Raw genomic sequence first — 24,268 nt, 5'->3', positions numbered from 1 at the left:
GGAAGGGCGCGGCGGCGGGACTATCCTGGAGCGTGACAAGGACCAACGGCAGCCTGTGCCCTCAGCTGCTGGAGGTAGCCATGGAAGGCGAACGCCCCGGCCGTCACGTCGGCGAGCCCCCGTCGCACACGCACCGCGCGCGTCGCCTGGGCCACCTGCTCACCCACCTCTACATGCCGCTCTTCCTGGCCCTGGCCGTGCTCTTCGGGGTGTGGGCGATCCGTTCCCTCGGCGGCGACCCGCCCAGCCCCTGGGCGCTGGCGGTCCTCGCGCTCCTCTTCGCGGTCCTGGCCCTCCTGGCCCTGGCCGTCTTCTCGGCCCTGCACCACCGCCACCGGGACCACTGAAACAGGAAGGGACGACATGGCAGGCCAGCAGGCTGTGATGCGAGAACTGCTCACGACGTCGGGACAGACGTACGCGGCGGAGGCGGGCATCCGGCTGACGGACACTCCCCAGCCGCTCTACCGCACGCTGGTGCTGTCCTGCCTGCTCAGCGCCCGGATCAGGGCCTCCGTCGCGGTGGCGAGCACCCGTGCGCTGTACGAGGCCGGGATGCGCGGTCCGCGGCAGATGGCCGACGCCACCTGGCAGCAGCGGGTCGACGCCCTGGGACGCGGCGGCTACCGGCGCTACGACGAACGGACCGCGACCCAGCTCGGCGACGGCGCCCATCTGGTGCTCGACGAGTGGGGCGGGGACCTGCGCAAGGTCCGTGAGAAGGCCGACGGGGATGCCGCGGCCCTGAAGCGGCTGCTGCGGAAGGTGCCGGGCCTCGGCCCCGTCGGCGCGGACATCTTCCTGCGCGAGGTGCAGGACGTATGGACCGAGTACGGGCCCTGCTTCGACGCCAAGGTCCTTCAGGGGGCCGAGCGCCTGGGCCTGCCCCGGGACACGTCCGCGCTGCTGCGGCTCGCGGGCGACGAGAAGCCGGGCGTGACGGCCGCGGCGCTCGTCCGGGCCGCCCTCGGCTCCTCCGGCTCCTCCTGAGGTTCAGCCCCGGCAGGTCAGGGGTGGGCAGGTCAGGGGTGGGGGTGTCCCTGGTCGGGGTCGTCGTCGGGGGTCTGCCAGGTGGTGCCGCGCTGGGCTTCGCCGCTGGCGGGCTCGGCGCCCTGGGCGGGTTTGGTGGGCTCGGTGCCGCGGGCGGCGCGGCGCCGTCCGCTGACGAACATGGTGAGCAGGCCGACGACGACGGCGATCCCGACGATGATGAAGATCAGGGAACCGCCGCCCTCGACGGCCAGAACGGTGTGGCTGTGAGTGTGCATACAGGTCATGTACCCGATCCACGGCGAGACCGGCCCGGCCAGTGGGGTGGTCAGGTGTGGTCGAGCGCCCAGGCCAGGGCGTGGTCGGCGATCTCCTCCCAGCCGCTCTGGGCGGGCATCAGATGGGATCGTCCCGGATACTCCACGATCTCGGTGACGGTGTTCGACTTGTAGTGCTTGGCGTTGGACTGCTGGATCTTCGGCGGCATCAGGTGGTCGTTCTCGCCCGAGACGAACAGCAGCGGTGCCCGGTCGTCGTTGCGGTAGTTCACGTACGAGTCGGCGTGGCCGGGGTGGATGTTGGCAAGGGCGCTGCCCCAGAACACATGGCCGGAGGCGGGGATGTGGTAGCGCTCGTACAGGGCGCGGGACTCGTCCTCGGGGAAGGTGTTGGTGAAGGCGTAGCGCCACTGGTCGTAGGTGAAGCCGACGGCCTTGTGCCGGTTGGCCGGGTTCTTCAGGACCGGGAACGTCGCTTTGAGCTGCGAGAGCGGAGCCGTCGCCACTCCCTCGGTGGGCGCGGAGTTGATGGCCACTCCGGCGCGGCCGTATCCGTGGTCGAGCAGGATCTGGGTGAACACGCCGCCGGCGGAGTGACCCATGATGATCGGCTGCGTACCAAGGCCGTCGATCAGCTTCTCCAGCGACGAGATGATCGACGGGACGCTGAGTTCCTCGATCGGGGTGGGGTCGGCGTTGAGCGCCTCCACCTCCACCTCGAAGCCGGGGTAGGCCGGGGCCAGCACCCTGAAGCCCTGGGACTGGTAGCGGGTGATCCAGTGTTCCCAGCTGCGGGGTGTCACCCAGAAGCCGTGGATGAGGACGATGGTGTCGGGTTTCATGCGCGTTCGCTCCTTCAACGAGTGGCGGTGTACGCCGACTTGATGATCTTCGCGGCGGCTTCCGGGTGGGAGATCATGACCACGTGCGAGGACCGGATCTCGGTCACCCTGCTGCCTGCCCGCCCGGCCATGAAGCGCTGGGCGGCGGCCGGGATGACCTTGTCCTCGGTCGGGATCAGATACCAGGACGGGACGGTCTTCCACGCGGGCACGCCGCTGGGGCCGCTGAGGCCCTGGACGCTGCCGGGGCGCTGGGTGGCCGCCATGAGGCGGGTGCGGGAGGCGGGCAGATCGGCGGCGAAGACGGCGCGGAACTTCGCGGCGTCGATGTAGCCGTCGGTGCCCGGGTCGCTGCCGGGCACGGGGTACTCCCGGCCGATCAGGGCGGCGCCCAGTTCACTGCCGGGGAACTGGCCCGCCAGTTGCAGCGCGCTCTCCCCCTTGTCGGGCGCGAACGCCCCCAGGTAGACCAGTGCCTTCACATGGGCGTGGCCGCGGGCGGCGTTGGTGATGACGACGCCGCCGTAGGAGTGGGCCGCCAGGATGACCGGCCCGTCGATGGTGTCCACCACGCTGGAGACGTAGGCGGCGTCGGCCGCGGTGTCGCGCAGCGGGTTGGCCGGCGCGATGACCGGGAAGCCGGCCTTCTGCAGCAGAGCGATCGTGTCGTTGAAGCCGGAGGCGTCGGCGAACGCCCCGTGCACGAGCACGACGGTCGGCTTGGGGCCCTGCTTCTCGGCCCGCACGGTTCCCTGGGAGGTCGCCTGGGCGGAGACCGCACCGGTGACGAGGAGAACGGCGGCGGCCAGTGCCGTCAGCAGACGACGCGGTGCCGGAACACGCATGACGAACCCTTTCGGAGAGAGCCGATGGGGAGAGCCGCTCGGGATCACGAGGCGAGGAACGCGAGCAGGTCGGCGTCGAACTCGTCCTTGAACGCGCCCACGAGACCGTGCGGAGCACCCGGATAGACCTTCAGCGTCGCGTCCTTGACGAGCTTGGCCGACTCCGGTCCCGCGGCCACGATCGGCACGATCTGGTCGTCGTCGCCGTGGGCGACGAGGGTGGGGACGTCGAAGCGCCGCAGGTCCTCGGTGAAGTCGGTCTCGGAGAACGCGCGGATGCAGTCGAGCGCGCCCTTGAGCCCGACCTGCATGCTCTGCAGCCAGAACGCGTCCGACACACCCTGCGAGACCTTCGCACCGGGGCGGTTGAACCCGTAGAAGGGCAGGCTCAGTTCCTTGTAGAACTGCGACCGGTCCTCCGACACGCCCGCTCGGATGGCGTCGAACGCCTCGATCGGCAGTCCCCGCGGATTGGCGTCGGTCTTGAGCATGAGGGGCGGCACCGCGCCGAGCAGGACGGCCTTGGCGATCCGGGACGTGCCGTGCCTGCCGATGTAGCGGGTCACCTCACCCCCGCCCGTCGAGTGGCCGACGAGGACGGCGTCCTGCAGGTCGAGGGCCTCGATCAGCTGGGCCAGGTCGTCGGCGTAGGTGTCCATGTCGTTGCCGTGCCACGGCTGGTCGGAGCGGCCGTGGCCGCGCCGGTCGTGCGCGATCGCACGGTAGCCGTGCGAGGCGACCAGGTGCAGTTGGTCGTCCCAGGCGTCGGCGTTCAGCGGCCAGCCGTGGCTGAACACCACCGGCCGTCCGCTGCCCCAGTCCTTGTAGTGGATCCCCGTGCCGTCGTGCGTCGTGATGGTGCCCATGGGAGCGCTCCCGTCAGCAGCCGGTGTCGGTGTCGGTGACCGACTCAGGTAGCGGGAAATCGTGCCAGTTCCGCGGGCGAGGTTCTTTGCCGTACGTGCCGAGAACTGTTCCCTGCGCGCCAAGGGTGCTGAAGAATCCCGAGGACGGCACGGCAGCGGAGAGGCCGCTGCTGTCGCCCTGGGGGGGACCATGCTGGTTCTGGACACCGACGACTTACCCGCGGCCGACCGGATCGAGGCCTTCGAGGCCGTGGCCGTCGGGGAGAGCGGCTCCTGCTCGGTGGAGCAGGAGCATGCCGATGCCGGCATCCGCAAGAAGCTGGAGGTCTGGAACTTCGGTCCGCTGACCCTGTTCGCCACGCACGGCTCCGGCATGCGCATCTGGCGCACCCCGCGGCACGCGCGACGCGACGCGATGAACACCGTCTCGGTCATCACCCAGAGCCGGGGGACGGGGGCGTTCACCTGGAACGGCCATCAGCAGCACGTGGGGCCCGACGGCCTGGCCCTAGCCCACAAGACGGCGGGCTACGAGTACGCGTGGTCCGGGTCCGGCCTGTCCCTCGCGTTCATGGTGGACACCGAGCGTCTCGGCCTGCCCGAACATCAGGTGCAAGCCGCGATACCGCTCCTGCACCACAGCGATGTCGCGCCGTTGCTGCTGCATCACCTGCGCCAGCTGCATCACCGCGCCGACCGGCTCAGCGCGGGCCCCGGCGCCGAGGCGCTCGCCTCCGCCACCCTGGAACTCACCCGCGCCCTCATCGTCTCGGTGGCCGCCGACGAACACACCCGGCGCTCGGTCGCCCAGGAGACGCTCCTGACCCGCGTCCTCGCCTACATCCGCGCGCATCTGACCGACCCCGGTCTCACCCCCCACCGCATCGCCGCGGCCCACAACATCTCCGTACGGACCCTCTACCGGCTGTGCGAGCAGGGCGGCCTCGGCCTGGAGAAATGGATCATTCGCCGGCGTCTGGAAGGCACCCGCCACGACCTGGCCGCGCCCGAGCACGCCCACCGCACGATCGAGGCCGTCGCCCGGTCCTGGGGCTTCTCCAACCCCGCCCACTTCTCCCGCCGCTTCCGCGAGACCTACGGCGCCACACCCCGCCAGTGGCGCCGCCTCCATCACCCGGCAGCAGGTCTCAGCGGCTCCTCTCCTCCGTCTCCCGCTGCCGCGCGACCGCACGCCGTACCGCCTCGTCGATCTCGGGGAGGGCCGATGGAAGGTCGCTGAACACCACGTACTCGACCGTGGCCACCGCGTGCAGGCCCCGGACGAGGAACGCGTACTCCTGGCCCTCCTCCAGCAGCAGCACGATCGGTTTGTCGAAGGCGCTGGCCCAGCCCATCTCGATGTGCGTGCCGGGAGAGGCGGGCAGGCCGGGGAAGGCCACGAACACGTCGGCCTTCCGGATCTCCTCCTGGTCGAGCGGGGTGCACTGGGCCGGGGCCATCAGTTCGGCCCCCCACGCCTCACGGCGGTGCGCGTTGTGGACGCTGAACCCGTGGCCCTCGAAGTGCTCGATCAAGGAGGCGAAGGGTGCCCGCGTTCCGGACGGCATCTCGCCGGTGGCGGGGTCGAGGAGCTGAAGGAAGGGCCCGGCGAGGAACAGGGTGGTGACGCCGAGCTCTCCGGCGAGGTCGTGGGCGGGGGTCGTCGTCATGCGGACACCTCGTGTTCGGCAGCGGTCCGGGGCCATCGGCAGAGCACCATCCGGCGGTACAGGGGCGGGAGTTCGTCGAGCAGCTCGTGGTCCGTCCCGGCCTCGTGGGTCAGTTGACGGTGCAGCTCGAAGAGGCCGAGCACGTCCTGCCAGTAGCGGGGCAGGGCGAGGGCGCGCAGCGCGGCGGGGCCGAGCCGCAGCCGGTCGGTGCGCAGTTGCGCCTCGATCCGCAGCACCTCGCGCACGTGCGGCCAGTTGTCCCCCGCGGGCATCGCGGGGAACAGCTCCGGGGCGGTGTCGTTCATGCCCTCCCGCAGCACCCGTTCCACGAGCGGGGCGTCACTGTCGTACACATGCAGGGAACCCACCTGGTGGACGTAGCCGCCTACCTCGACGCCCAACTGCCTGGCCAGCATCTCCAGGAGGAAGGTGAAGGAGAAGACGTCGCTCACCATGCCCCGGTAGGCGTCGTTGGCGCGCATGTAGCCGACGGCGTGCAACTGGCCCTCACGGAGCATGAACTGGAGGGCGAGGGTGCACGCGACGTCGATGTTGCCCGGCTCGCGCAGCTCGCCCGGGTGGAAGATCTGCACGACCGCGCGTTTGCTGTCGGGGTCCTCGGCCAGTACGTCGATGACGCTGCGCCACTGGTCGAGGCCCGTGCCCCGGTAGTCGAATATCCGTGGCCCGTAGGCGGTGCCGGTCAGGGTGGCACCGTCGGAGGAGTACTTGCGGATGCTCGGCGCGTAGTGGGCGACGAGCTCCAGGTCGGCCGAGCCGGACAGGTACCACAGGGCCTCGGCGAAGTTGAAGACCAGGTTGGATCTGCGCCCCGGCAGCGCGACATGGCGCTGCACGGGGTCCCGGACCAGGAATCCGGCGCCCAGCCGCTCCCGGCTGGGAAAGCCGCGCGGGGCGTTGCGGAACGACGCGCCGAGATAGGTGCTCCGCAGCTCCGTCAGGTAGGCGTCCTCGACGGTTTCGTAGGTGCTGTGCACGTGGCCCCCATCAGTCCTTGTAGAAGCACTGGATGTACGCGTCACCGGAGGTGCCGTAGGTGTACTCGGTGGTGTCGTACGCGGTGTACGGGTGGCGCTCCACGTGGATGGTGCGGAAGTGCTTGACGTACTGCCAGCGCAGTTCGGGCTTGGTGCTGAAGAAGGGGATGAAGACCCCGCCGGGGCGCAGCGCGCGGACGACCTCGGGCATGGTCCTGCGCCACAGTTCCTCGTCCTTCCACACCTCCATGTCGAGCGCGGGGTCGAAGAACATCCCGTCGATGCTCTCCGACTCCAGCTCGAAGACGCGCTGGAAGAAGTCACCGCGCTCGATGGAGAGCGTGCCGGGCAGCCGCGGGTGCTGCTCGCGGAAGAGGTCCTCGACCTCGCCGAAGAGTTCGAGTACCCGGTGGCTGCGGGTGGCGGGGTTCTCGGCGATGCGCAGGGCCGAGAGCCCCAGGCCAAGGCCCACCTCGTAGAAGTCCTTGCCGTGGCGGCAGAGCATGTCGGCGCTGGCCCACATCAGGTCGCGTTCCCAGGCCTGCATGGCCTGTTCACCGCCGATGCTCAGTGTCACCTCGCCGTCGTGATCGATGAGCTCGATCTCCGGTGCGGGGGTCGGTGCGGGGGTCTTCTCCATGTCAACCGTCCTTCGTCCGGCCGGTGGTCCGGCCGGTAATGGGGGTCGGGTGGGGGGTACGTGGTGCCGAGGTGGTGCGGGGGCCGTCTCAGCCATGGCCGGGTACGACGCCGAAGTGCCGCCGGGCGGTCGAGACGGCGAGGTCCTGCACGGCGAACACCGTGAAGTAGTAGGCCTGCGGGGCGGTGTCGGGAGCGAAGCGCACCCTGAACAGGACGTCCCTGGCGTGCTCGTCCGAGGCGCGGACCTTGACCCGGGCCGGTTCCACCGTGGTGTCGTCGCGCAGATAGCTCGGCAGGAACAGGCCGAGGCGTACGGGTCCGGGGCGGGCCGCGGTGAGCGAGGCGCGCACTTCGAGCACGCCGCCCTGCTCCACCTCGTCGGCCGCGTAGGCCAGCACGTGGGGTGCGTCGGGCACGCGGAAGGTGACGTCGCCGCAGCGCATGCACACCACGCAGACGGTGTCGAGGATGTGCGGCAGCAGTCCTCGCCGGGCGAACTCCTGGGCGGGGCGCCCACAGTGGCAGACCACCTCGCGCACGTCGGGGTCCAGGGAGCTGCGGTCACCGAAGTGGGCGGGGTAGTTCATGATCTCGTTCTCGGGGTTCTCCGCGACCTGCCCGGCGATCACGTGGTCGAGGGACTGCAGGTCCGCCGAGAGGGACTTGCGGACCTCGTCGGGCGACTGGTCGGCGAGGTGGGTGGGGCGGGCCACCCACAGGTCCACCTTGCGCGCGAGCTTGCCGAGGCGGGGGCGCAGGGTGTGGTTGTGCGGAAGGAGTTCCGAGCCGAGCAGCGCGGCGAGCCGGTGGCCGACCGTGAGGACCAGCGGGTCGGGCGCGTGCTCGGAGGGCGGCGGGGCCGCCGGGGTCTCCTCGGGCTGTCCCGGCAGCCCGAAGCGCATGAACGCCGGGTAGGGATGCGAGCCGGCCAGGCTGGCGTTGAGGGTGTCCACGGAGTCCGCGCCGGTGGCGGCGGCGAGCATCCAGGCGACGTTCTCGGGCCGGTCGGAGTCGTGCACGGAGACGGCCGACACGACCGTGCGGGCGGGGCTGTCCAGGGCGTTGAGCAGGAGTTGGTACTTGGGGTCGTAGAGCGCGAGGTCGGCGAGGGGGCCGCTGTTGCAGGCGCTGAGGACCAGTTCCGCCGCCTCGACGCGGTTGAGCGGGACGAGTTTGTCCTCGGGTTTGTAGCAGGGCAGTCCGTAGGCGCAGCGGGGGGCGAGGACGCCCGGCTGAGCGGGTGCGGTCTCGTTGAGGCCGCAGATGGTGAACTCGCCGAGGTTGATGCTGTCGTCCTTGCCGTGGCCCTGGAAGACGACGCGGCGCCACCGGGTGCCGAGGATCTCGGCCTGGATGTCCGCGCGTTCGAAGTCGCGGTCGTCGAAGACCTTGACGCCGGGCAGGTGCGGCGGCCGGTCGGTGTCCGTGAACAGGCCGAGCGCGTCGAGGCCCTCGGGCACCTGGGCGTACTGCTTGGCGACGTTCCACGCCACCGACGCGCCGTCGCGGCCGCTCAGGAGGGACAGGCCGCGCCGGGCGTCGCGGTAGGTGGCCAGGAGGAGCGAGCGCACCGGGTCGAGGTTGAGGCGGGCGTAGGTGCCCACCAGCAGGAGGGTGCCCGGGGCCCGGTCGACGAAGCCGGCGAGGTCGTCCTCGGTGAGCCACTCGCGGGCGAGCGGGCGGGCCAGGTCCACGACGGCGTCGGCCAGATCCGACCGGCCGAGTACGACGCCGAAGTCCAGGGGGGCCGGCCGGCGCACACCGGAGTAGAGGCGCGACGCCAGGGCCACGCTGTGCACCAGGTCGGCCCGGTCGTCGACCGGGACGGGGATCGGCGTCCGGTCGGGCGCGTCGAGGAACTCACCTACGGCCGGGGCGAGATCGGCGTACTTCACCGGGCTGAAGAGCGCGGTTTCCGGTGCTGGGTCCGACGGCTCGTGGCGCTGTCGGGAGACGGCAGACTTCATGAAGCGTTACCTCGTGTTCTTACGCTGACCCTGCGAGGAGTGACGTGTGTGGGACGGATGACTGGCTGGTGGTCGCGCTGTCTGGCGTCGGAAAGTGTCCGGCGGCGGCCGTGCCGCCCCCCGCCCGGTCACCGGCCCCCCGCGTCGGCGGGCTCGGGGGCCGTGGCCGCGCGGCCCATCAGGCTCCGGCAGGCGAAGGCCACGCAGGCGGCGACGAGTGACATGCCGAAGGCGGCGGCGAAGACGCCCCGCGGTCCGGCCGGTTCCATGAGGAGGCCGCCCGCCTGCTGGCCCAGCGCGTCCCCCACCACCGTGGCCAAGGAAGCCCAGGTGAAGGCCTCCGTCAGGGAACGGCCGTCCGCGAGGAGGCTGACCAGCGTCATCTCGCTGGCGGAGACGAGCGCGATGGGCACGCTGCCGACCGCGAGGGCCAGCGCCAGGGTCACCTGGGACGTCGCTAGGAGCGGAAGGCCGGTCCCGACGGCGAACGCGAGCACCAGGCGCGGGAAGCGCAGATGCACCGCGACCTCGGACTGGGAGCGTCCCAGCCAGAGGGCTCCCAGGGCGCTGCCGATGCCCCAGCAGGCGTACACCAGGCCGGTGCTGCCCCGCGAGCCGTGGTCGTCGACGAAGGCGGGGATCGCCAGCGTCATCAGCCCGATGGGCACGGCGCTGAGCGCCATGACGGCGGTCAGCGCGAGCATCGGCGATGACCGCAGGGGGCCGAGCAGGCCGCCCTGGCCGGTCTTGTCCCCCGGGCCGTCGCCCGCCGCCTGCGCCGCGCTCTCGGTGCCTTCGGGCACCCGCGTGAAGGCCAGACCGATCGCTCCGACGCCGCCGATGACCGACACGGTGGTCAGCGCGGTCCCGGCCGACCCCGTCAGCATCAGCGCCGCGAGCATCAACGGTGCCCCGATCACCAGGACTTCGGTGAGCAGCGCCTCCCACAGGTAGGCGGTCTCGCGTTCGTCGTCGCGCAGCGGCAGGCGCGCCCACAGCGATCGCATGCAGGCGTTCGCCGGGGGCAGCGTGATGCCGGCGAGCACCGCGAGGGCAGGCTGCGCCCACTCCCCCGGTTCGGTCGTCCACACCAGCGCGGCGAGCGCCGCCGGATAGATCACGCCGGTCAGCACGAGCACGGTCCTGCGGCCCCGGCGGTCGACCCGGCGGGCGATGAGCGGGCTGCCCAGCGCCATGCCGACGGTGTAGAGCGCGGAGACCAGGCCCGCCTGGGCGTAGCTGCCGCCCTGTTCGCGCACGACGAGCACCATGGCCAGGGACATGAGGTAGACCGGCAGCCTGGAGACGACGCTCCACCAGGCGGGTCCGGCCACCTGACGGCGCGTGAGCAGGGCGGCGAGACGGCGGGCGAGACCGTTCGGCTTCACTTCCATGGTTCCTGTTCCGTGGTGGCCCGTTGCGGGCGTGCGGGTGCGGCGCATGAATGGCCCGGGGCGGGCCGGAGAGGGGGGCGGCTCAGCGCTGGAGTGTTCTGACCGCCGGTGCCTGGGTGATCACTTCGATCCTGAAGGCGTCGAGTACGCCGCGCATGCGCTTTTCCACCTCGGCGATCGACCCTCCGGTCACGTGGACGTATCCGGACGCGTTGTGCGAGGCGCGGCGCGCCTCCACGAGGTCCCCCTCGCGGAATCTGAGGACGCTTCTGACCACGCCGGGCAGGCGCAGCAGTTCGTCCTCGGGGGTGATCCGGTGCACGGTCCCCGAGCCGGGCAGCGGAAGCAGCAGGTCGCCCGCGCAGCCGCGCTCGGAGTAGGCGAGGGTGGGGCGGCGGCCGAGGTAGACGTCCAGCGTGGCGCCGAACACGTCGAAGCCGTAGGCGTACCCGTGGTTGGCGGTGATCTCGCAGCCCGCGAGACGGACCCCGATCTCGCCCGCGTACATCTCGTGGCCGACGAGGAAGAACTCCATGTGCAGGTACCCGTGGTCGATCCCCATGCCGGTGACGATCCGCTGGAGCATGCCCCGCAGGTCGAAGGGCGGTCCTTCGTCGGTGGCGACGCTGATGTTGGCGTTCATCGCGCCGTCGACGATGTCCAGCGGGCGGCACGGCATCGCGCTCGGCCACGCGTCCAGGACCTCGCCCGCGTGGACGAGCGCGCACACCTCCCACTCCGTCCCGCCCAGATGCTCCTCGACCAGCCAGGACCGGTCGCCCAGGGCCACGTCGCGCAGCTGCCCGGGGCCGGTGAGCCGGAAGGTGTCGACGCAGGCGAAGGAGTCCACGGGCTTGAGTACGACGGGCCAGCCGCACCGCGCGGCGAAGTCCTCGATCTCCTCCGCGGTGGAGACGCGCGCGTAGCGGGCGGTGAGCAGCCCGAGCTCGCGGAACTTGTCCTTCATCGCCGCCTTGTCGCGCACCCAGCTCACCTGACGTTCCGTCATGTGTGGCAGGCCCGCCAGCTCCGCGAACCGCTGGGCGATGTCCTGGCGCGGCTCGGAGGGGTTGCAGAACCGGGTGGGTGCGACGGGCAGGTGCGTGGCCCAGACGCGGTAGCGGGCCGCCTCCTCCTCCAGGGGCAGCCGCTCGTTCACCCAGAACGCGGGCAGGTGCTCGGTCTGGCGCATGTACGCGTCGGTGAGGTCCTTGCGGGCGGAGGCGAACCGCAGCAGCACCAGGCGGCCGGGCAGGGCGTCCGCCGCGTACCGGGTGAAGGAGGAGGCGCGGTCGTCCGCCATCAGGAGCACCGGCGCGGGCGTGTTCACGCGGTCTCCAGTGCCTGGCGGACCGACTTGACCGCGAGGACCTGTTCGGCTTCGGAGAGCTCGGGGGAGAGCGGCACGCACAGGGTGCGGTCGAGGAGGTCCCTGGTCCTTGCGAAGCCGTCGCGGCTGAGGGCGAGCGGCTGGTCGGGGGCGAGGTTCCAGGGGAAGCCGTCGGCGTAGAGGGAGCGCCGTCCGGCGACCACCGGATGGTCGGGCAGCAGGTATTTGTTGAGCGTCCAGTTGGCGATGGACCGCTCGGTGAGGGCGGACACGGCCGCGTCGCGCAACTCCCGGCTCTCGCAGCGGAACCGGAGGCTGATCTTCACGTCGCCCGCGGCTCGGGGCAGGATGTCGAGGCCGGCGCGGTGGGGCAGTTCCTCCATGGCGATGGCGTGGTGGCGCTCCAGGCCGGAGAGCACCTCGTCGAGGTGGCGGAACTGCTGGTACTGGATCGCCGCGACCTCCTCGCTGGTGACCAGGTTCTCGCCGTAGTAGGCGTCCTCGTTCCAGGTGGGGTAGCGGCCGGGCACCCGCGCGGAGCCGTGGTCGTGGTAGCAGCGCATCGTCTCCCACGCGGCCGCGTCGTTCGTGACGAGCAGGCCGCCCTCGCCCGAGGTCAGCACCTTGTTGTGGTGGAAGCTGAAGGTGCCCGCGTAGCCGCAGGTGCCGGTGTGCCGCCCGTCGGGGAACCTGGCGCCGAGCGCCTGGGCGCTGTCCTCGATGACGTACGGGACGCCGTCCGGCAGGGGCGCGACCGTGCCCTCCATATGGGCGACGACGGCCCGTTGGGTGCCATCGGGCAGCAGCGAGGTGTCCATGGACAGCGATTCGTCGACATCCACCAGGACCGGTATGAGGCCGCTGGAGAGGACGGCGCCCGCCACGGCGACGAACGTGACCGCCGGTATGTGCACGAGGTCCCCGACGCGCGGCCGGGTGGAGACCAGGGCGAGCCGCAGCGCCTCGGTGCAGTTGTGCACCGCGAGGACGTGGCCCGCGCCGAGCCGTTCGCCGACCCGGCGTTCGAGCCGCGATGCGACGCTCTCGCTCTCCGTCTGGTAGCGGAAGAGGACTCCGTGCTCGATCGCGGCCCGCAGCTCGTGCATGTCGGGCCAGTCGAGGTAGTTGGCGCCGTACGGGAGGAACCGTAAGCCGAGCCGTTTGTCGATGCTCATGTCGCGTCAGCCTCCGTGATGGGGTGCACCGCGGCGTCGACGACCATCTCCTGGCCTCGGTAGTTGCGGAGCAGCAGACCTTCGGGGATGCGGGTGAAGTACGGCTGGGCGATGGGGATCTTGCCGATCCTGGTCGTCAGGACGTACTGCGGCACGCCGAAGCCGGTGATGTGCCCCTGGAGGCCCTCCATGATTTCCCAGCCCTTCTCGATGGAGGTCATGAAGTGGGACACGCCGGTGACGTTGTCGCAGTGGTAGAGGTAGTAGGGCCGGACCCGGATGCGCAGCAGCTCGGTCATCAGCGTGCGCATCGTCGTGACGTCGTCGTTGACGCCCCGCAGCAGGACGGTCTGGTTCCCCACCGGGATGCCGTGGCGCAGCAGTCGGTCGACCGCGGCGGCGGACTCGGGGGTGATCTCCTTGGGATGGTTGAAGTGCGTGTTCAGCCAGACCGGGTGGTAGCGCGCGAGCATCTCGCACAGCTCGTCCGTGACGCGCTGGGGCAGCAGGACCGGGAACCGGCTGCCGATCCGGATGATCTCCACGCTGGGGATCGCCCGCAGCCCGGAGATGATCTCTTCGAGTTTCCCGTCCCGGTACGAGAGCGGGTCGCCACCGGTGAGCAACACGTCCCGGATCTCGGGGTGTTCGGCGATGTAGCGCAGGTCCTCTTCGAAGGACTCGCCCTCGTTGTCCCGGAAGTAGCTGCCGTCGACGTCGGTGGTGTGGAACTTGCGGGTGCAGTGCCGGCAGTAGACCGGGCAGGCCTCGGTGATCAGCATGATCACGCGGTCCGGGTACTTGTGCACCACCCGGTTGGTCTTGCGGTAGAACATGTCGCCGACGGGGTCGACCTCGGCGCCGCTGAACTCCGCGAGTTCCCCGAGCGCGGGTACGGCCTGCTGACGGATCGGGCAGGTGGGATCGTCCGGGTCCATCAGGGACGCGTAGTAGGGGGTGACGCTCCAGCGGTACTTGCCCGCCGATTTCTCGATGGCCTGTTCCTCGTCGGCGGTGAGGTTGATCCACTGCCGTGCCTTGTCGACGTTGGTGACGCGCTTGCGCATGTGCCAGCGCCAGTCGTTCCACTCCGCTTCGGTGATCTCGGTGATCTCCGGCCGGTCCGGAAAGAGGTGGCGGTCCGCGTCTGTGTCTCCGGGAGTGCGGGGCATGGTTTCTCCTGGTTCGGCGGGTGAGTGACCTGTCACAGGGGTGCGAGGGAGAGCTGGCGCAGGGTGCGGGCGACGCGCTGGGCGCCCCGCAGGTCGTCCGCGGCGCCGTCGAGCGCGGCCCACGGGTCCGGTGCGCCTGGTTCCCCGGGCGCCCAGAGGGACGGATCGTGCGGATCGGCGGCCACCGGGACCGGGACGGCTCGGGCGACCCGCTCGGCCAGGTCGCGCTGGCGGTCGCCGAGCGGCGGCAGCAGGGCGAGCGGCGCGCGCCGGGCCTGGGCCAGTGCCACCGCGCCCAGGGCGGGTGCGGCCAGGAGCAGTTCGGTTCCTGCGTGCAGGGCGTCGACATCGGTGTCGGCGGCGCGCCGGACACGTACGCCGTCGAGTCCTTCGAGCGCGTCACGCACCCGGTCGAGGCGGGTGTCGCAGACGACCTCGCACCGCTGTGTGCGGCGTACCGCCTCGGCGGCCAGCTGTCGCAGCGGCCCGGAGGTGAACGGGTCGGCCTCCGCGTCCGGGACGCCCCACAGGGAGAGCAGCAGCAGACTGCCGTGCCGGTCGCGTCCGCGCGCCGACCGGGCGGGCGCGAGGACCCCGGTGGTGCGGGCGCCGCCCGGTGTCGCGGGCCACGGTCCGGGAAGCCAGCCCGGTCGGTGCACCCGGTGCAGGGCCCGGTCGGCGGCGGGTTCGACGGCGGCCCGGTGTCCCGAGCACAGCCGCACGACCGGTACACCGAGGTCGAGGAGGCGGCGGGTGGCGGCATCGTCGTCGCAGACCAGCGCCACGTCCGGCGGCGGCCCGTCGCCGCCGGGCCGCGCCTCGTCGCCGGTCTCCTCAAGTCCCGCCAGGTGCGCGGCGACGCGCCGTCCGGCGAGCAGCGAGTCCAGTTCCTCGTCCCGCGACACCAGGAGCACCCGGCGCGGTGCGGGGCCGGCCGGCGGCGGGGTGGGCCCGCCGGTGCTCAGTACTGCCATGGTGCCGCCGTCCCGAGCCGGGCGACGTCGTCGCTGTAGCCGGCGGCCGTGGTGGAGCAGCCGCCGCACATGTCGGGTCCGCGCTCGCGGAAGAAGTCCGCGTGGGTGCGGAAGACCGGCGTATCGAGGTGGATGGTGCCGCCTTCGCGCAGCGGGGCGCCGCCCAGTTCCTCCCCTTCGCGGTGCGGGAGGCAGCTACAGGCGTACATGCGTCCGTACTTGCCGTCGATGTAGATCACGTCGTCCACGACATGACACAGGGGTTCGGAGGCGCGCGGGGTCAGCGACTCACCGAAATAGCGATCCTGCTCCGCACGGGTGTCTCCGTAGAAGCGCTTGCCGAGCGGCACGAGCAGGGTGCCGGGATCGGCTTCGTAGATCGGGTCGCAGACCGCGCGCACGTGATCGGGGTCGGGATAGGTGATGGAGCGCTCCAGCTTCAGGGCGGAGAGTTCCCACTGTTTGACGCCGGCCTCGGTCAGCACCTTCTGCAGGTCCGGCATCTCGGTGTAGTTGTGCGGCCCGACCACGGTGTTCACCCGGGGCAGGACACCGAGGGCGGCGGCGTCGCGCAGCCCTCGCAGGCCGTTGTCGAACATGCCGGGGGAACGCCGGTAGACGTCGTGGGTGGCGGCCGATCCGCCGTCGAGGCTGACGATCACCTGGGCGAGGCCCGCCTCGGCGAGGCGCGGGGCCTTCTTCGGCAGCATCATGCCGTTGGTGATCATGGACATCTTCATGCCTGCGTCCGTGCCCGCCCGCACCAGCTCGACGACGTCCCGGTGCATGAGCGGTTCGCCGCCGGTGAACCGCACATAGGCCACTCCCGCCGCACGGGCCTTGGGCAGCAGTTCGGCGAAGTCCTCGAGGGAGAAGCGGAACGTGTCGCGGGAGAGCGCGAACTCGCACATGAAGCAGTCCGCGTTGCAGGCTTCCAGGATTCTGATGAAGAGGTAGCGCTGACGTTCAGTCATGTACGTCGATGCCTTCCTGGACGGTGCGCGGAACCGCGAGCCGGGCGGGCCCGGGCAGCGGCTCCCTGTCGAGTACGTCGAGCAGGGCGTCGGCCACCTGCGCGGCGCCACCGGTGCCGACGCGGGCGGCGAGCCCTCCCCAGTCGGCGCCGTCCGCCGCGCGCCGCAGCGCCTCAAGGACGCCGTCGCGTACGGCGGTCACGGTGCGCGGGGCGTTGCGCGCCTCGGCGGCGGCGGTGATCCCCCCGTAGATGACCCGCAGGGCCGCGTCCTCGCCCTGCGGTCGATGGGCCAGGGCCGCGCCCTCGGTGAACACGGTCGGCGGCCAGACGACTCTGACGTCGGCCATGACGGCCCGGCTGTGGAAGCGGCCGTTGAAGATCTGGCTGAGGTTCTGCGGCGGCAGGCAGACCGTGGGCACCGAGAGGCTCCCGGCCTCCAGGAGCGTGGTCAGACCCGGCGAGGTGAGCAGCAGGTCGCAGGCGGCGAGCCGGTGGAGGAACTCGCCGTGGTCGAGCGGACCGGCCGTGACGCTGAGGGCGCTGTCGCTCGCCCCGCAGAGCCGCCGGGCCAGATCGGCGGGGAGATTGCCCGCCACATGCGCCTCGCGGACCCCGTACGCGTCGAGGGCTTCGAGCACCGCGGGCACGACGATCTCCGGATAGCGCGTCCAGTCGGCCAGGCCGGGGGCGCGCAGGCCACCCAGGTTGACCAGAGCACTCCGGAAGGGTTCCGGGCGGCTGCCCCGGGGCCGAGGCGATTCGGGGGGAGCGCCGATCACGGCTTCGACCCAGCGCAGTTCGCGTACGGAGGCGAGTACGCCGAGACACTCCTGCGGCAACTCGACGCACTGTTGCGCGCAGTAGACGGAGGCCTCGAGCGGGAGTTCGGCCAGATCCCCCTCGGTCCACAGGAACGGCAGGCTGTCGACGAACACGGTCGGCACACCCGCCGCTTCCAGTGCCATGGCCGCGGGACCGTCGAGCACGACGACGGCCGCGTCGATCCCCTCCGCCGCCACGACCTTCGCCATCGCGTCGGCGCCCTCCCCCGCGGACACCCCGGCCGGCAGGTCGTACCAGCGGTCGACGGCGTGCTGGGACAGCAGCGGCCGGCCCAGGCCCGACGCGAGGCCGACGAACCGCAGCGGGCGGGGGGACCGTGCGCGCAGCGCGGCCAGGACGGCGCTCAGTTTGCCGGAGCTGCCCCAGCCGAACTCGGCGCCCGCGACGGCGACGGTGGCCGGCTCGGTGCCTGCGGTGGCGACGGGTGCGCCCGGGACGGGGACGGGTTTCTCCCGGACGTCTCGCGCATCCGGACGGCTTGCACCATGCATCGTTCTGTCCAACTCCCTTGCTGGGGCCGGGGTGTGGCCCCTGTCGGGTGAGTGCGGGGAGGGAATGCCACGTCGGGGTGAGGGTGGATTCGTGCTGCGCCACGGGGGTCGGACCGGGGCGGACTCCGGCGAGTGATCCCCTCCGGTTCTCACACGATCACCCCTGCTCCCGGGTGGCGCAAAGGCCCCCCGGTCACCTTCTGGCCACCAATAAGTAGTTGCGAACTACTCGCAATAAGACGCCTCACCCCTGCCCCGGCTCAACGGAGTTTGACGTTCCAAGCGCTGGTGGCCCAAGGGCGCGCCTGCGGGACACGCGGCCGCGGAGGGACCCGGCACCCATCTCCAACAAGCCACTTCGACGACCGAAGACCGTCAGGAGCACACCCCGGAACAACGGCCGAAAGAGGCCACTGGCACATGCCCTAGTCGACGTACGACGCGAGGGTGCCGCGGCGTCGGACGTCGAGGGTCGCGCAGTGGAACGAGCCGCCGAACGGCGCGTAGTGCAGCAGGTCGCACGGGATCGGCTCGAACCCCCACTTCTCCAGGGCGCGCAGGGTGTCGGTGTGGTGCCGATCGGCGACGACCCGCTTCTCGTCGATCATGAGCACGTTCATGTTGAGCCACTTGCCGCGCATCGAGGTCATCTTGAGCAGACGCTCGTCCAGGGGGTTGGGCTCGGGGGCGATCAGGACGTCCCACGAGCGCAGGACGTCGGGCAGGCGGTCGACGTCGATGTACTCGGGATTGACCAGCACCTTGCCTGGCGCGAGCAGGAGGAATGTCGTGTCGATGTGCATAGGCGTCCGGCAGCTGCTCTCGACCTCGTGGATGCGGTAGCCGGGCCCGAGGTGACGGCGCAGCCACTCGATGCCCATCTGGTTGGTGACATTGCTCCGCGTCACGAACAGAGCGCGTCCCGCGCGGACGAAATCCGCGGCGTCGAAGACCGGCTCGAACTCGGTGAGGATGCAGCGCATGGGCTCGTCGGCCTCGGGGACGCTGAAGTCCGCATCGAAGAGTTCGTCGGTGAGCTGCGGTCGCGGCGCCGCCGTCCAGCGCGCCCCGCGCCGGAAGTAGTCCTTGAGGATCGTGCGGTACGTGTGGGTCTCGAAGTACCGGCACGGCCAGGCCATCGGGGTCTCGATGATCTCGTCGCCGATCACGAGCATGCTGTCCCGCGGGCAGGTGTCGCAGAATCCGCGCGACGACCAGTCGGGGGTACCGAAGCGCTGCCGGTGGACGACCGCGTCCGGGCGCGTGACCGTGACGCCGAGGGACCGCAGGAGAGCGATGAACTGTTCGAGCTCCTGCTGGGCCGGCTCGATCAGCAGGCCCGGATACTCGAAGCCGCCGGCGAGCCCTTGCAGTCGCGCCGCCCACGGCGGGATGTTGCAGGCGACCACCGGATGGTCGGAGGGGATGGTCGCACCCTCGAGACGCCCGACGATGATCTCTTCCAGCGGGTCCCACTCGGTGTGGGACTGCACCGGCGAAACAAGAGGCCGCGCCCCGTCCGGGGCCGTGGGCGCCGGGGTCGACATGGGGGATCGCCTCCCGTGTCTCGACGTGCCGAGCAGACCGGGTCTCCCCGCAGTTCGACCCTGGACCCAGAGCGCGCCGTGCGCCTCCTGCCCCATGGGGGACCCGGTGGGACGCCCGGTTCGCGCCTCGGGGCCCCGGCGGAAACTCTTCCCTCATGGGCCGCACCTCCTGGCCCCGCTCCCTTGATACTGACCTCAGGTCCCGCACCTCTCAGCATCGCCCAGCCGCCCGCCGGGACACGCCGCATCGGGAATCGCCAAGATCGAGAACTAGTCACGCACAGCCTGCCCTGCGAAAATCCAGTGCAGTGGCCCAGCTGATACGCCCACCAGGAGGTACCCGTGAAGATGCTGATCAACGTCGCGGAGACGGTCGTAGCGGACGCGCTGCGGGGCATGGCGGCCGCGCATCCCGACCTGACGATCGACGTGGAGAATCGCGTGATTGTGCGCAGGGACGCCCCCGTCGAAGGGAAGGTCGCCCTCGTCTCCGGCGGGGGGTCCGGGCACGAGCCGCTGCACGGCGGGTTCGTGGGACCGGGCATGCTGTCGGCCGCCTGTCCCGGTGAGGTGTTCACCTCACCGGTGCCCGATCAGATGGTGCGGGCCGCGGCCGCCGTGGACAGCGGGGCGGGGGTCCTGTTCGTCGTGAAGAACTACACGGGCGACGTCCTCAACTTCGACATGGCCGCCGAGCTCGCCGAGGACGAGGGCATCCAGGTCGCCAAGGTGCTCGTCAACGACGACGTGGCCGTCACCGACAGCCTCTACACGGCCGGGCGGCGCGGCACCGGCGCCACGCTCTACGTGGAGAAGATCGCGGGCGCGGCTGCCGACGAGGGCATGCCTCTGGAGCGGGTGGAGGCGATCGCGCGGCAGGTGAACGAGAACGCGCGGAGCTTCGGGGTCGCGCTGAGTGCTTGCTCCACGCCTGCCAAGGGCAGCCCGACCTTCGATCTGCCCGCCGGCGAGCTGGAGTTGGGCGTCGGGATCCACGGGGAGCCCGGACGTGAGCGGCGCCCGATGATGACGTCCAGTGAGATCGCGGACTACGCCGTGGACGTCGTGCTCCAGGATCTCAACCCCCGCAACCCGGTGCTCGTGCTCGTCAACGGCATGGGGGCCACTCCCCTCCTCGAGCTGTACGGCTTCAATGCCGAGGTCCAGCGGGTCCTGGCCGAGCGCGGTGTCGTCGTGGCGCACACGCTGGTCGGCAACTACGTGACCTCGCTGGACATGGCCGGGGCCTCCGTCACCCTGTGCCAGGTCGACGAGGAGCTGCTGCGGCTGTGGAACGCTCCGGTGCGTACCGCCGGGCTCCGCTGGGGTATCTGATCCGTATACGGACGCCCCGCCGTCACCACGTACCACTCGTGCCGCACTGCCCGACTGTTCTACCCCGCAAGGAGTTTCCGTGCTCGATGCCGCATTCTTCCGTCAGTGGCTGACCTCGGCCGCCGCCCTCGTCGACCGGGAGGCGGAGCGGCTCACCGAGCTGGACTCGCCGATCGGTGACGCCGACCACGGCAGCAACCTCCAGCGCGGGTTCGCCGCCGTGGCGGCCACGCTGGAGAAGGAGGCGCCCGCCACGCCGGGGGCCGTGCTCACCCTGGCGGGGCGGCAGTTGATCTCGACCGTGGGGGGTGCGTCGGGGCCGCTCTACGGGACGCTGCTCCGGCGTACCGGCAAGTCGCTCGGTGACGCCGCCGAGGTCGACGAGCAGCAGCTCGCCGACGCGCTGCGCACCGGCGTCGACGCGGTGAGCGCGCTCGGCGGCGCCGTGCCCGGCGACAAGACCATGCTGGACGCCCTCGTCCCGGCGGTCGACGCGCTCGCGGAGTCCTTCGGCGCGGCGCGCGACGCCGCGAACGAAGGCGCCCTCGCCACGACGCCGCTCCAGGCGCGCAAGGGGCGGGCCAGCTATCTGGGCGAGCGCAGCATCGGCCACCAGGATCCCGGGGCGACCTCGTCGGCGCTGCTCTTCGACGCGCTCGCGCAGACCGCGGAGGCCGGCCGTGAGTGACGACAAGATGGTCGGCATCGTCCTCGTCTCGCACAGCGGTGCCGTCGCGGAGTCCGTCGCCGCGCTGGCCATGGGACTCGCGGGCGGCGGGGCGACCGCGCCCGTGGCCGCCGCGGGCGGCACCGAGGACGGCGGCCTGGGCACCAGCTCGGAGCTCATCGCCCAGGCGGCGGCGAAGGTCGACCGCGGCGCGGGCATCGCGATCCTCACCGACCTGGGCAGCGCGGTCCTGACCGTGAAGGCGCTGATCGCCGAGGGCGACGAGCTCCCGGAGGGCGCCCGCCTGGTGGACGCCCCGTTCGTGGAGGGCGCGGTCGCGGCGGTGGTGGCCGCGTCGGCGGGCGCCGATGTCGACGCGGTGGAGGCCGCGGCGGCGGAGGCGTACGACTACCGGAAGGCGTGAGGGGCAGCGGAGGGCGTGCTCTGACAGGCGGGACGGCCCGCCTGTCTCTTCAGCGATCACACCAGCTCGTGGCGCGAGGCATGGCGCGCGTCATGGCGCGTAGCGACCATCGGCGACTTCCTGCGCCGATCGTCTCAGTTCTGCCGGAGGAACTGCCGGGCCAGCGCGTCGCCTCGGGCGACCGCGGCCCGGTGGTTCTCGATCGGCGACGCCTTGGGGCCCTCGAAGACGATGTAGGTGACGCCCGCGTCGGTGCCGCCCGACCGGGGGTCGGGGCGGATGCCGAGCGACTTCGCCGCCGCGTAGGACGCCTCGCCGATGAGGTCCTTGGGGCCGGTGTCGCCGACGACGGCGTACAGGACCTTGCCCTGGTGGATCACGGCGGCCACCGAGCCGCCCGTGATGCCGTGCGCCGTGTGGCTCCAGCGGCGGCTCGCGCCCGGCACGACGACGTACGGGAGGTGCTCCGCGCTCAGCTGACGGCCGGTGGACTCCTGGAACGCGGTGGCGTCGAGGAACAGCGGGTCCGTGCGCCGGTTGCAGGCCTTGCTCCGGCGGCCGTCGCAGTCGATGTCCATGTCGGCCTTCCAGAACACCGCGCCCCGCTTGCCGCAGACGGGGATGTTCGCGCGGGCGCCGTCGTCCGTACGGTACTTGTCGCGCGAGACCTGTCTACAGCCTTCGACCTTGGCGAGCAACGCGGCGGCGGACACGGAACCTTCCTGGACGGCTGGAGCGGCCGGAGCAGCTGGGGGGCCTGAAATCCCGCTGTTCTGCGGGGACTTGGGGTTCGTCGCGTCCCCCTGCGGATGCGCCGACGCGGGCAGGGACGCGGGCGAGAGCAGGACGGCTCCGGTGGCGACTGCGAGTGCCGCTGTTCTGTTGCGCACGAGAAGGGACCTTCCCTGGGAGGAAACTGACGACTGGTCGGACGAGCCGCGGCCGGTTGCCACGGCACGCGACCGGACATCCCAATCTGTCCCGACTCGTACACCTCGGCCACTGTTCGGGGTCCGGACGGTGCACGCGAACCCGGAGACGCACATGCGCACCCCTCTTGATGTGCACTCGACACCTGTGTCAAATAGGTCCGGACCAATGCCGCCCGAGCGGAAGGCACAACCGTGCGACGGACCCCCCACATGTCCACCCCCATCGCCGCCCTCCTGACCGTCACCACCTGCGCCCTCGCCGCCTGCACCCTCAGCGCCTGCGCCTGGGGCGGCGACCAGGACACGAAGGACGTGCAGCCCCCGGCCGCCCCCCGAGGCGTCACCGTCCAGGCGGGCAGCGCCACCACCGCCCACGTCATGTGGAACCAGGCCACGGACGACACCGAGGTCACCGGCTACGACGTGTACCGGGGCGCCACCAGGGTCGAGCGCGTGCCGGGCGGCAAGCACATGGTGGACGTCGTCGGCCTGAAGCCGTCCACGGCCTACACCTTCACCGTCCGCGCCCGCGACGCCGAGGGGAACGTCGGCCCGGCCAGCAGGAAGCTGACGGTGACCACGCCCGCCGCGGCCACCGCGGACCGCGAGCCGCCCTCGCGGCCCGGATCGCCGCGCGGCTCGGCCGAGGGGAGCAGGGCGGTGAAGCTGTCCTGGGACGCGTCGAAGGACGACCAGGGCGTCGCCTCGTACGAGATCTATCAGGGCACGTCGAAGATCCACAGCGTGGACGGGAGCGAGCGCGAGACCCTCGTCACCGGGTTGCGGCCGGGCACGGACTACCGCTTCACCGTCAAGGCGCTCGACGCGGCCGACAACGCGTCGCCCGCAAGCCGTGCCGTCCGCCTCACCACCGCGGCCGGCCGGGACGACGGACGGGGCACGGCACCGACGGACTTCCGCGCGAAGACCCGCCACGCCGACGACGGGGCCTACTACATCGACCTGGCCTGGACGCCGCCGCACACCGGCGGCGCGGTGGCGGAGTATCAGATCCACCTCGACGGCAAGACCGCCACCTCGCTGGTGTTCGGCGGTACGGCGCCCCAGAAGAAGGCCACCCACAGCTTCTACGTGGGCAAGAAGGCGGGTGACACGCACCGCGTGAAGCTGCGGGCCAAGCTCCCCGACGGGACGTGGGGCGGCTACTCCCCCGAACGGACGGTCACCACCGGCTGAGGACCCCTACCGGTGACGCCGGGTCAGCTGTCGTCCGTCGGCCGTACGAAGGATTCCGTCACCTGCCCGGTGGCTGTCCGCATGCGGACCGGGTGGATGGCACGTTGGCTCGTCGTCAGGTAGCACGGGCGCTCCCCGACCCCCGGCGGCGCATGGGACGTACCGCCTCCCGTGCCACCGGAGGGCAGAGACTCATGCGTACCACTCAGATATTCGTCCGCGCCGGCCTGACCATCGCCGCCGCTGCTGCACTTCCGCTGGCACTGACCGCTCCCACGGCGTTCGCCGCCGGGATCACGGTGACCGCCACGGGATCAACGGTGACGGTGACCACGGCGGCCTGCACCGACGGAGGCAACGCCTCGCTGATGAGCAACGGCCAGGCCAGCTTCGCCCAGGGCAGGCAAGTGGAACTGACCAACGGCAGCGCCTCCTGGCAGAACGTCAGTACCGGCACCCATACGGTGGCGGTGGTCTGCGACGACGGTTCGGCTGCCGGTTCCCAGACGGTCACCGTCGGGGCCACGCCGACCACCTCGTCCACGACGGCGCCCGCGCGCGGCGTCCGGGGCGGTCTCGGGGGCGGCAGCGAGGACTACGGCACCTACACCCTCGTCGCGGGCGGGGCCCTCGTGGCCCTGGCCGCCGCCGGTGGCGGTGCCTGGTACCTGCGCCGCCGCGGCGCGCAGCACCGGCTCTGACCCGGCGATCCC

25 protein-coding genes are annotated in these 24,268 nt (G+C 71.3%); 8 read left to right on the top strand and 17 right to left on the bottom strand.

Going from position 1 to position 24,268, the window contains the following annotated elements; translation table 11 throughout:
• Nucleotides 1-80 precede the first annotated feature (80 nt).
• On the top strand, nucleotides 81-347 hold the full coding sequence (locus tag ACZ6ZP_RS12825) for a hypothetical protein (RefSeq protein WP_361473234.1): 267 nt from the start codon (nucleotides 81-83) through the stop codon (nucleotides 345-347).
• Nucleotides 348-363: 16 nt separating this feature from the next.
• Nucleotides 364-990, top strand: coding sequence for an HhH-GDP family DNA glycosylase (locus ACZ6ZP_RS12820; protein WP_351157344.1), 627 nt, complete (start codon nucleotides 364-366; stop codon nucleotides 988-990).
• Nucleotides 991-1,022: 32 nt separating this feature from the next.
• Here ACZ6ZP_RS12820 and ACZ6ZP_RS12815 read toward each other — a convergent pair whose 3' ends face one another.
• Genes ACZ6ZP_RS12815 through ACZ6ZP_RS12800 form a run of 4 tightly spaced genes read right to left on the bottom strand, consistent with a single transcriptional unit; the run spans nucleotide 1,023 to nucleotide 3,821 of the window.
• Nucleotides 1,023-1,268 (bottom strand): DUF6479 family protein, encoded by a 246-nt coding sequence (locus tag ACZ6ZP_RS12815; RefSeq protein ID WP_351157346.1) that lies wholly within the window; start codon nucleotides 1,266-1,268, stop codon nucleotides 1,023-1,025.
• Between the two features lie 50 nt (nucleotides 1,269-1,318).
• Nucleotides 1,319-2,110, bottom strand: coding sequence for an alpha/beta hydrolase (locus tag ACZ6ZP_RS12810; protein WP_469406725.1), 792 nt, complete (start codon nucleotides 2,108-2,110; stop codon nucleotides 1,319-1,321).
• 14 nt (nucleotides 2,111-2,124) lie between these two features.
• Entirely contained in the window at nucleotides 2,125-2,955 is an 831-nt protein-coding gene (locus ACZ6ZP_RS12805) for an alpha/beta fold hydrolase (protein WP_366463516.1), read from the bottom strand.
• Nucleotides 2,956-2,999: 44 nt separating this feature from the next.
• Nucleotides 3,000-3,821 carry an alpha/beta fold hydrolase gene (locus tag ACZ6ZP_RS12800; protein WP_366463515.1) on the bottom strand — a complete coding sequence of 274 codons (822 nt, stop codon included), beginning with the start codon at nucleotides 3,819-3,821 and terminating at the stop codon, nucleotides 3,000-3,002.
• Nucleotides 3,822-4,011: 190 nt separating this feature from the next.
• Here ACZ6ZP_RS12800 and ACZ6ZP_RS12795 point away from each other — a divergent pair, with 190 nt between their 5' ends.
• Complete coding sequence (locus tag ACZ6ZP_RS12795) at nucleotides 4,012-5,061, top strand: helix-turn-helix domain-containing protein (protein ID WP_366463514.1); 1,050 nt, start codon at nucleotides 4,012-4,014, stop codon at nucleotides 5,059-5,061.
• On the opposite strand, the gene ACZ6ZP_RS12790 is transcribed toward ACZ6ZP_RS12795, so the two are convergent.
• The 12 genes from ACZ6ZP_RS12790 to ACZ6ZP_RS12735 all read right to left on the bottom strand — a co-directional run bounded on the left by ACZ6ZP_RS12790 (nucleotide 4,970) and on the right by ACZ6ZP_RS12735 (nucleotide 19,000).
• Nucleotides 4,970-5,491, bottom strand: coding sequence for a hypothetical protein (locus tag ACZ6ZP_RS12790; RefSeq protein WP_351157358.1), 522 nt, complete (start codon nucleotides 5,489-5,491; stop codon nucleotides 4,970-4,972). The two genes, ACZ6ZP_RS12795 and ACZ6ZP_RS12790, sit on opposite strands and share 92 nt — an antisense overlap.
• The gene (locus tag ACZ6ZP_RS12785; protein ID WP_351157360.1) at nucleotides 5,488-6,489 is read right to left on the bottom strand and encodes a thymidylate synthase; all 1,002 of its coding nucleotides are present in this window, start codon (nucleotides 6,487-6,489) and stop codon (nucleotides 5,488-5,490) included. The genes ACZ6ZP_RS12790 and ACZ6ZP_RS12785 overlap by 4 nt, the downstream gene beginning before the upstream one ends.
• Nucleotides 6,490-6,499: 10 nt before the next feature.
• Nucleotides 6,500-7,129: a class I SAM-dependent methyltransferase gene (locus ACZ6ZP_RS12780; protein WP_351157362.1), complete on the bottom strand. Its 630-nt coding sequence runs from the start codon at nucleotides 7,127-7,129 to the stop codon at nucleotides 6,500-6,502.
• Nucleotides 7,130-7,217: 88 nt separating this feature from the next.
• A complete protein-coding gene (locus tag ACZ6ZP_RS12775) occupies nucleotides 7,218-9,098 on the bottom strand; it encodes a hypothetical protein (RefSeq protein WP_469406722.1) in 1,881 nt (626 codons plus the stop codon).
• A 128-nt stretch (nucleotides 9,099-9,226) separates the two neighbouring features.
• The gene (locus ACZ6ZP_RS12770) at nucleotides 9,227-10,492 is read right to left on the bottom strand and encodes an MFS transporter (protein WP_361473209.1); all 1,266 of its coding nucleotides are present in this window, start codon (nucleotides 10,490-10,492) and stop codon (nucleotides 9,227-9,229) included.
• 82 nt (nucleotides 10,493-10,574) lie between these two features.
• Nucleotides 10,575-11,822 carry an ATP-grasp domain-containing protein gene (locus ACZ6ZP_RS12765; protein WP_469406721.1) on the bottom strand — a complete coding sequence of 416 codons (1,248 nt, stop codon included), beginning with the start codon at nucleotides 11,820-11,822 and terminating at the stop codon, nucleotides 10,575-10,577.
• Nucleotides 11,819-12,997 carry a DegT/DnrJ/EryC1/StrS family aminotransferase gene (locus ACZ6ZP_RS12760; protein ID WP_469406720.1) on the bottom strand — a complete coding sequence of 393 codons (1,179 nt, stop codon included), beginning with the start codon at nucleotides 12,995-12,997 and terminating at the stop codon, nucleotides 11,819-11,821. Before ACZ6ZP_RS12760 ends, ACZ6ZP_RS12765 begins: the two co-directional genes overlap by 4 nt.
• The gene (gene blsG, locus ACZ6ZP_RS12755; RefSeq protein ID WP_351157375.1) at nucleotides 12,994-14,169 is read right to left on the bottom strand and encodes an arginine 2,3-aminomutase; all 1,176 of its coding nucleotides are present in this window, start codon (nucleotides 14,167-14,169) and stop codon (nucleotides 12,994-12,996) included. The genes ACZ6ZP_RS12760 and blsG overlap by 4 nt, the downstream gene beginning before the upstream one ends.
• 32 nt (nucleotides 14,170-14,201) lie before the next feature.
• Complete coding sequence (gene blsF, locus ACZ6ZP_RS12750; RefSeq protein ID WP_469406719.1) at nucleotides 14,202-15,143, bottom strand: CGA synthase-related protein; 942 nt, start codon at nucleotides 15,141-15,143, stop codon at nucleotides 14,202-14,204.
• Nucleotides 15,131-16,117: a cytosylglucuronate decarboxylase gene (gene blsE, locus ACZ6ZP_RS12745; protein ID WP_469406717.1), complete on the bottom strand. Its 987-nt coding sequence runs from the start codon at nucleotides 16,115-16,117 to the stop codon at nucleotides 15,131-15,133. Before blsE ends, blsF begins: the two co-directional genes overlap by 13 nt.
• The gene (locus ACZ6ZP_RS12740; RefSeq protein WP_469406715.1) at nucleotides 16,110-17,453 is read right to left on the bottom strand and encodes a hydroxymethylcytosylglucuronate/cytosylglucuronate synthase; all 1,344 of its coding nucleotides are present in this window, start codon (nucleotides 17,451-17,453) and stop codon (nucleotides 16,110-16,112) included. The genes blsE and ACZ6ZP_RS12740 overlap by 8 nt, the downstream gene beginning before the upstream one ends.
• A 425-nt stretch (nucleotides 17,454-17,878) precedes the next feature.
• On the bottom strand, nucleotides 17,879-19,000 hold the full coding sequence (locus tag ACZ6ZP_RS12735) for an amidinotransferase (protein ID WP_469406714.1): 1,122 nt from the start codon (nucleotides 18,998-19,000) through the stop codon (nucleotides 17,879-17,881).
• Between the two features lie 342 nt (nucleotides 19,001-19,342).
• Between ACZ6ZP_RS12735 and dhaK the strand changes: the two genes are divergently transcribed.
• From dhaK to ACZ6ZP_RS12720, 3 genes are all read left to right on the top strand, one after another.
• On the top strand, nucleotides 19,343-20,335 hold the full coding sequence (gene dhaK, locus ACZ6ZP_RS12730) for a dihydroxyacetone kinase subunit DhaK (protein ID WP_351157384.1): 993 nt from the start codon (nucleotides 19,343-19,345) through the stop codon (nucleotides 20,333-20,335).
• Between the two features lie 79 nt (nucleotides 20,336-20,414).
• The gene (dhaL, locus tag ACZ6ZP_RS12725) at nucleotides 20,415-21,023 is read left to right on the top strand and encodes a dihydroxyacetone kinase subunit DhaL (protein ID WP_351157386.1); all 609 of its coding nucleotides are present in this window, start codon (nucleotides 20,415-20,417) and stop codon (nucleotides 21,021-21,023) included.
• Entirely contained in the window at nucleotides 21,016-21,426 is a 411-nt protein-coding gene (locus ACZ6ZP_RS12720) for a PTS-dependent dihydroxyacetone kinase phosphotransferase subunit DhaM (RefSeq protein ID WP_351157388.1), read from the top strand. Before dhaL ends, ACZ6ZP_RS12720 begins: the two co-directional genes overlap by 8 nt.
• A 134-nt stretch (nucleotides 21,427-21,560) precedes the next feature.
• Here ACZ6ZP_RS12720 and ACZ6ZP_RS12715 read toward each other — a convergent pair whose 3' ends face one another.
• Nucleotides 21,561-22,316, bottom strand: a complete 756-nt coding sequence (locus ACZ6ZP_RS12715; RefSeq protein ID WP_469406711.1) for a glycoside hydrolase family 75 protein — start codon at nucleotides 22,314-22,316, stop codon at nucleotides 21,561-21,563.
• 252 nt (nucleotides 22,317-22,568) lie between these two features.
• Between ACZ6ZP_RS12715 and ACZ6ZP_RS12710 the strand changes: the two genes are divergently transcribed.
• The gene (locus ACZ6ZP_RS12710; protein WP_383816377.1) at nucleotides 22,569-23,555 is read left to right on the top strand and encodes a fibronectin type III domain-containing protein; all 987 of its coding nucleotides are present in this window, start codon (nucleotides 22,569-22,571) and stop codon (nucleotides 23,553-23,555) included.
• 194 nt (nucleotides 23,556-23,749) lie between these two features.
• Nucleotides 23,750-24,256, top strand: a complete 507-nt coding sequence (locus ACZ6ZP_RS12705; protein ID WP_351157395.1) for a hypothetical protein — start codon at nucleotides 23,750-23,752, stop codon at nucleotides 24,254-24,256.
• The last annotated feature ends 12 nt before the right edge of the window (nucleotides 24,257-24,268 follow it).

This window comes from Streptomyces sp. NPDC054047 (genome assembly GCF_055585065.1).
Note: the sequence above shows the minus strand (reverse complement) of the source record. Positions and strands in the feature narration are given on the sequence as shown.

Bases quoted from the DNA above. Each gene is read 5' to 3' on its own strand.
- ACZ6ZP_RS12825 (WP_361473234.1), top strand. From the start codon at position 81: ATGGAAGGCGAACGCCCCGGCCGTCACGTCGGCGAGCCCCCGTCGCAC.
- ACZ6ZP_RS12740 (WP_469406715.1), bottom strand. From the start codon at position 17,453: ATGCATGGTGCAAGCCGTCCGGATGCGCGAGACGTCCGGGAGAAACCC.
- ACZ6ZP_RS12775 (WP_469406722.1), bottom strand. From the start codon at position 9,098: ATGAAGTCTGCCGTCTCCCGACAGCGCCACGAGCCGTCGGACCCAGCA.
- blsF (WP_469406719.1), bottom strand. From the start codon at position 15,143: ATGGCAGTACTGAGCACCGGCGGGCCCACCCCGCCGCCGGCCGGCCCC.
- ACZ6ZP_RS12790 (WP_351157358.1), bottom strand. From the start codon at position 5,491: ATGACGACGACCCCCGCCCACGACCTCGCCGGAGAGCTCGGCGTCACC.
- ACZ6ZP_RS12810 (WP_469406725.1), bottom strand. From the start codon at position 2,110: ATGAAACCCGACACCATCGTCCTCATCCACGGCTTCTGGGTGACACCC.
- ACZ6ZP_RS12770 (WP_361473209.1), bottom strand. From the start codon at position 10,492: ATGGAAGTGAAGCCGAACGGTCTCGCCCGCCGTCTCGCCGCCCTGCTC.
- ACZ6ZP_RS12710 (WP_383816377.1), top strand. From the start codon at position 22,569: ATGTCCACCCCCATCGCCGCCCTCCTGACCGTCACCACCTGCGCCCTC.
- ACZ6ZP_RS12805 (WP_366463516.1), bottom strand. From the start codon at position 2,955: ATGCGTGTTCCGGCACCGCGTCGTCTGCTGACGGCACTGGCCGCCGCC.
- ACZ6ZP_RS12760 (WP_469406720.1), bottom strand. From the start codon at position 12,997: ATGAGCATCGACAAACGGCTCGGCTTACGGTTCCTCCCGTACGGCGCC.
- ACZ6ZP_RS12815 (WP_351157346.1), bottom strand. From the start codon at position 1,268: ATGCACACTCACAGCCACACCGTTCTGGCCGTCGAGGGCGGCGGTTCC.
- ACZ6ZP_RS12780 (WP_351157362.1), bottom strand. From the start codon at position 7,129: ATGGAGAAGACCCCCGCACCGACCCCCGCACCGGAGATCGAGCTCATC.
- ACZ6ZP_RS12735 (WP_469406714.1), bottom strand. From the start codon at position 19,000: ATGTCGACCCCGGCGCCCACGGCCCCGGACGGGGCGCGGCCTCTTGTT.
- ACZ6ZP_RS12795 (WP_366463514.1), top strand. From the start codon at position 4,012: ATGCTGGTTCTGGACACCGACGACTTACCCGCGGCCGACCGGATCGAG.
- ACZ6ZP_RS12705 (WP_351157395.1), top strand. From the start codon at position 23,750: ATGCGTACCACTCAGATATTCGTCCGCGCCGGCCTGACCATCGCCGCC.
- blsG (WP_351157375.1), bottom strand. From the start codon at position 14,169: ATGCCCCGCACTCCCGGAGACACAGACGCGGACCGCCACCTCTTTCCG.
- ACZ6ZP_RS12820 (WP_351157344.1), top strand. From the start codon at position 364: ATGGCAGGCCAGCAGGCTGTGATGCGAGAACTGCTCACGACGTCGGGA.
- ACZ6ZP_RS12800 (WP_366463515.1), bottom strand. From the start codon at position 3,821: ATGGGCACCATCACGACGCACGACGGCACGGGGATCCACTACAAGGAC.
- blsE (WP_469406717.1), bottom strand. From the start codon at position 16,117: ATGACTGAACGTCAGCGCTACCTCTTCATCAGAATCCTGGAAGCCTGC.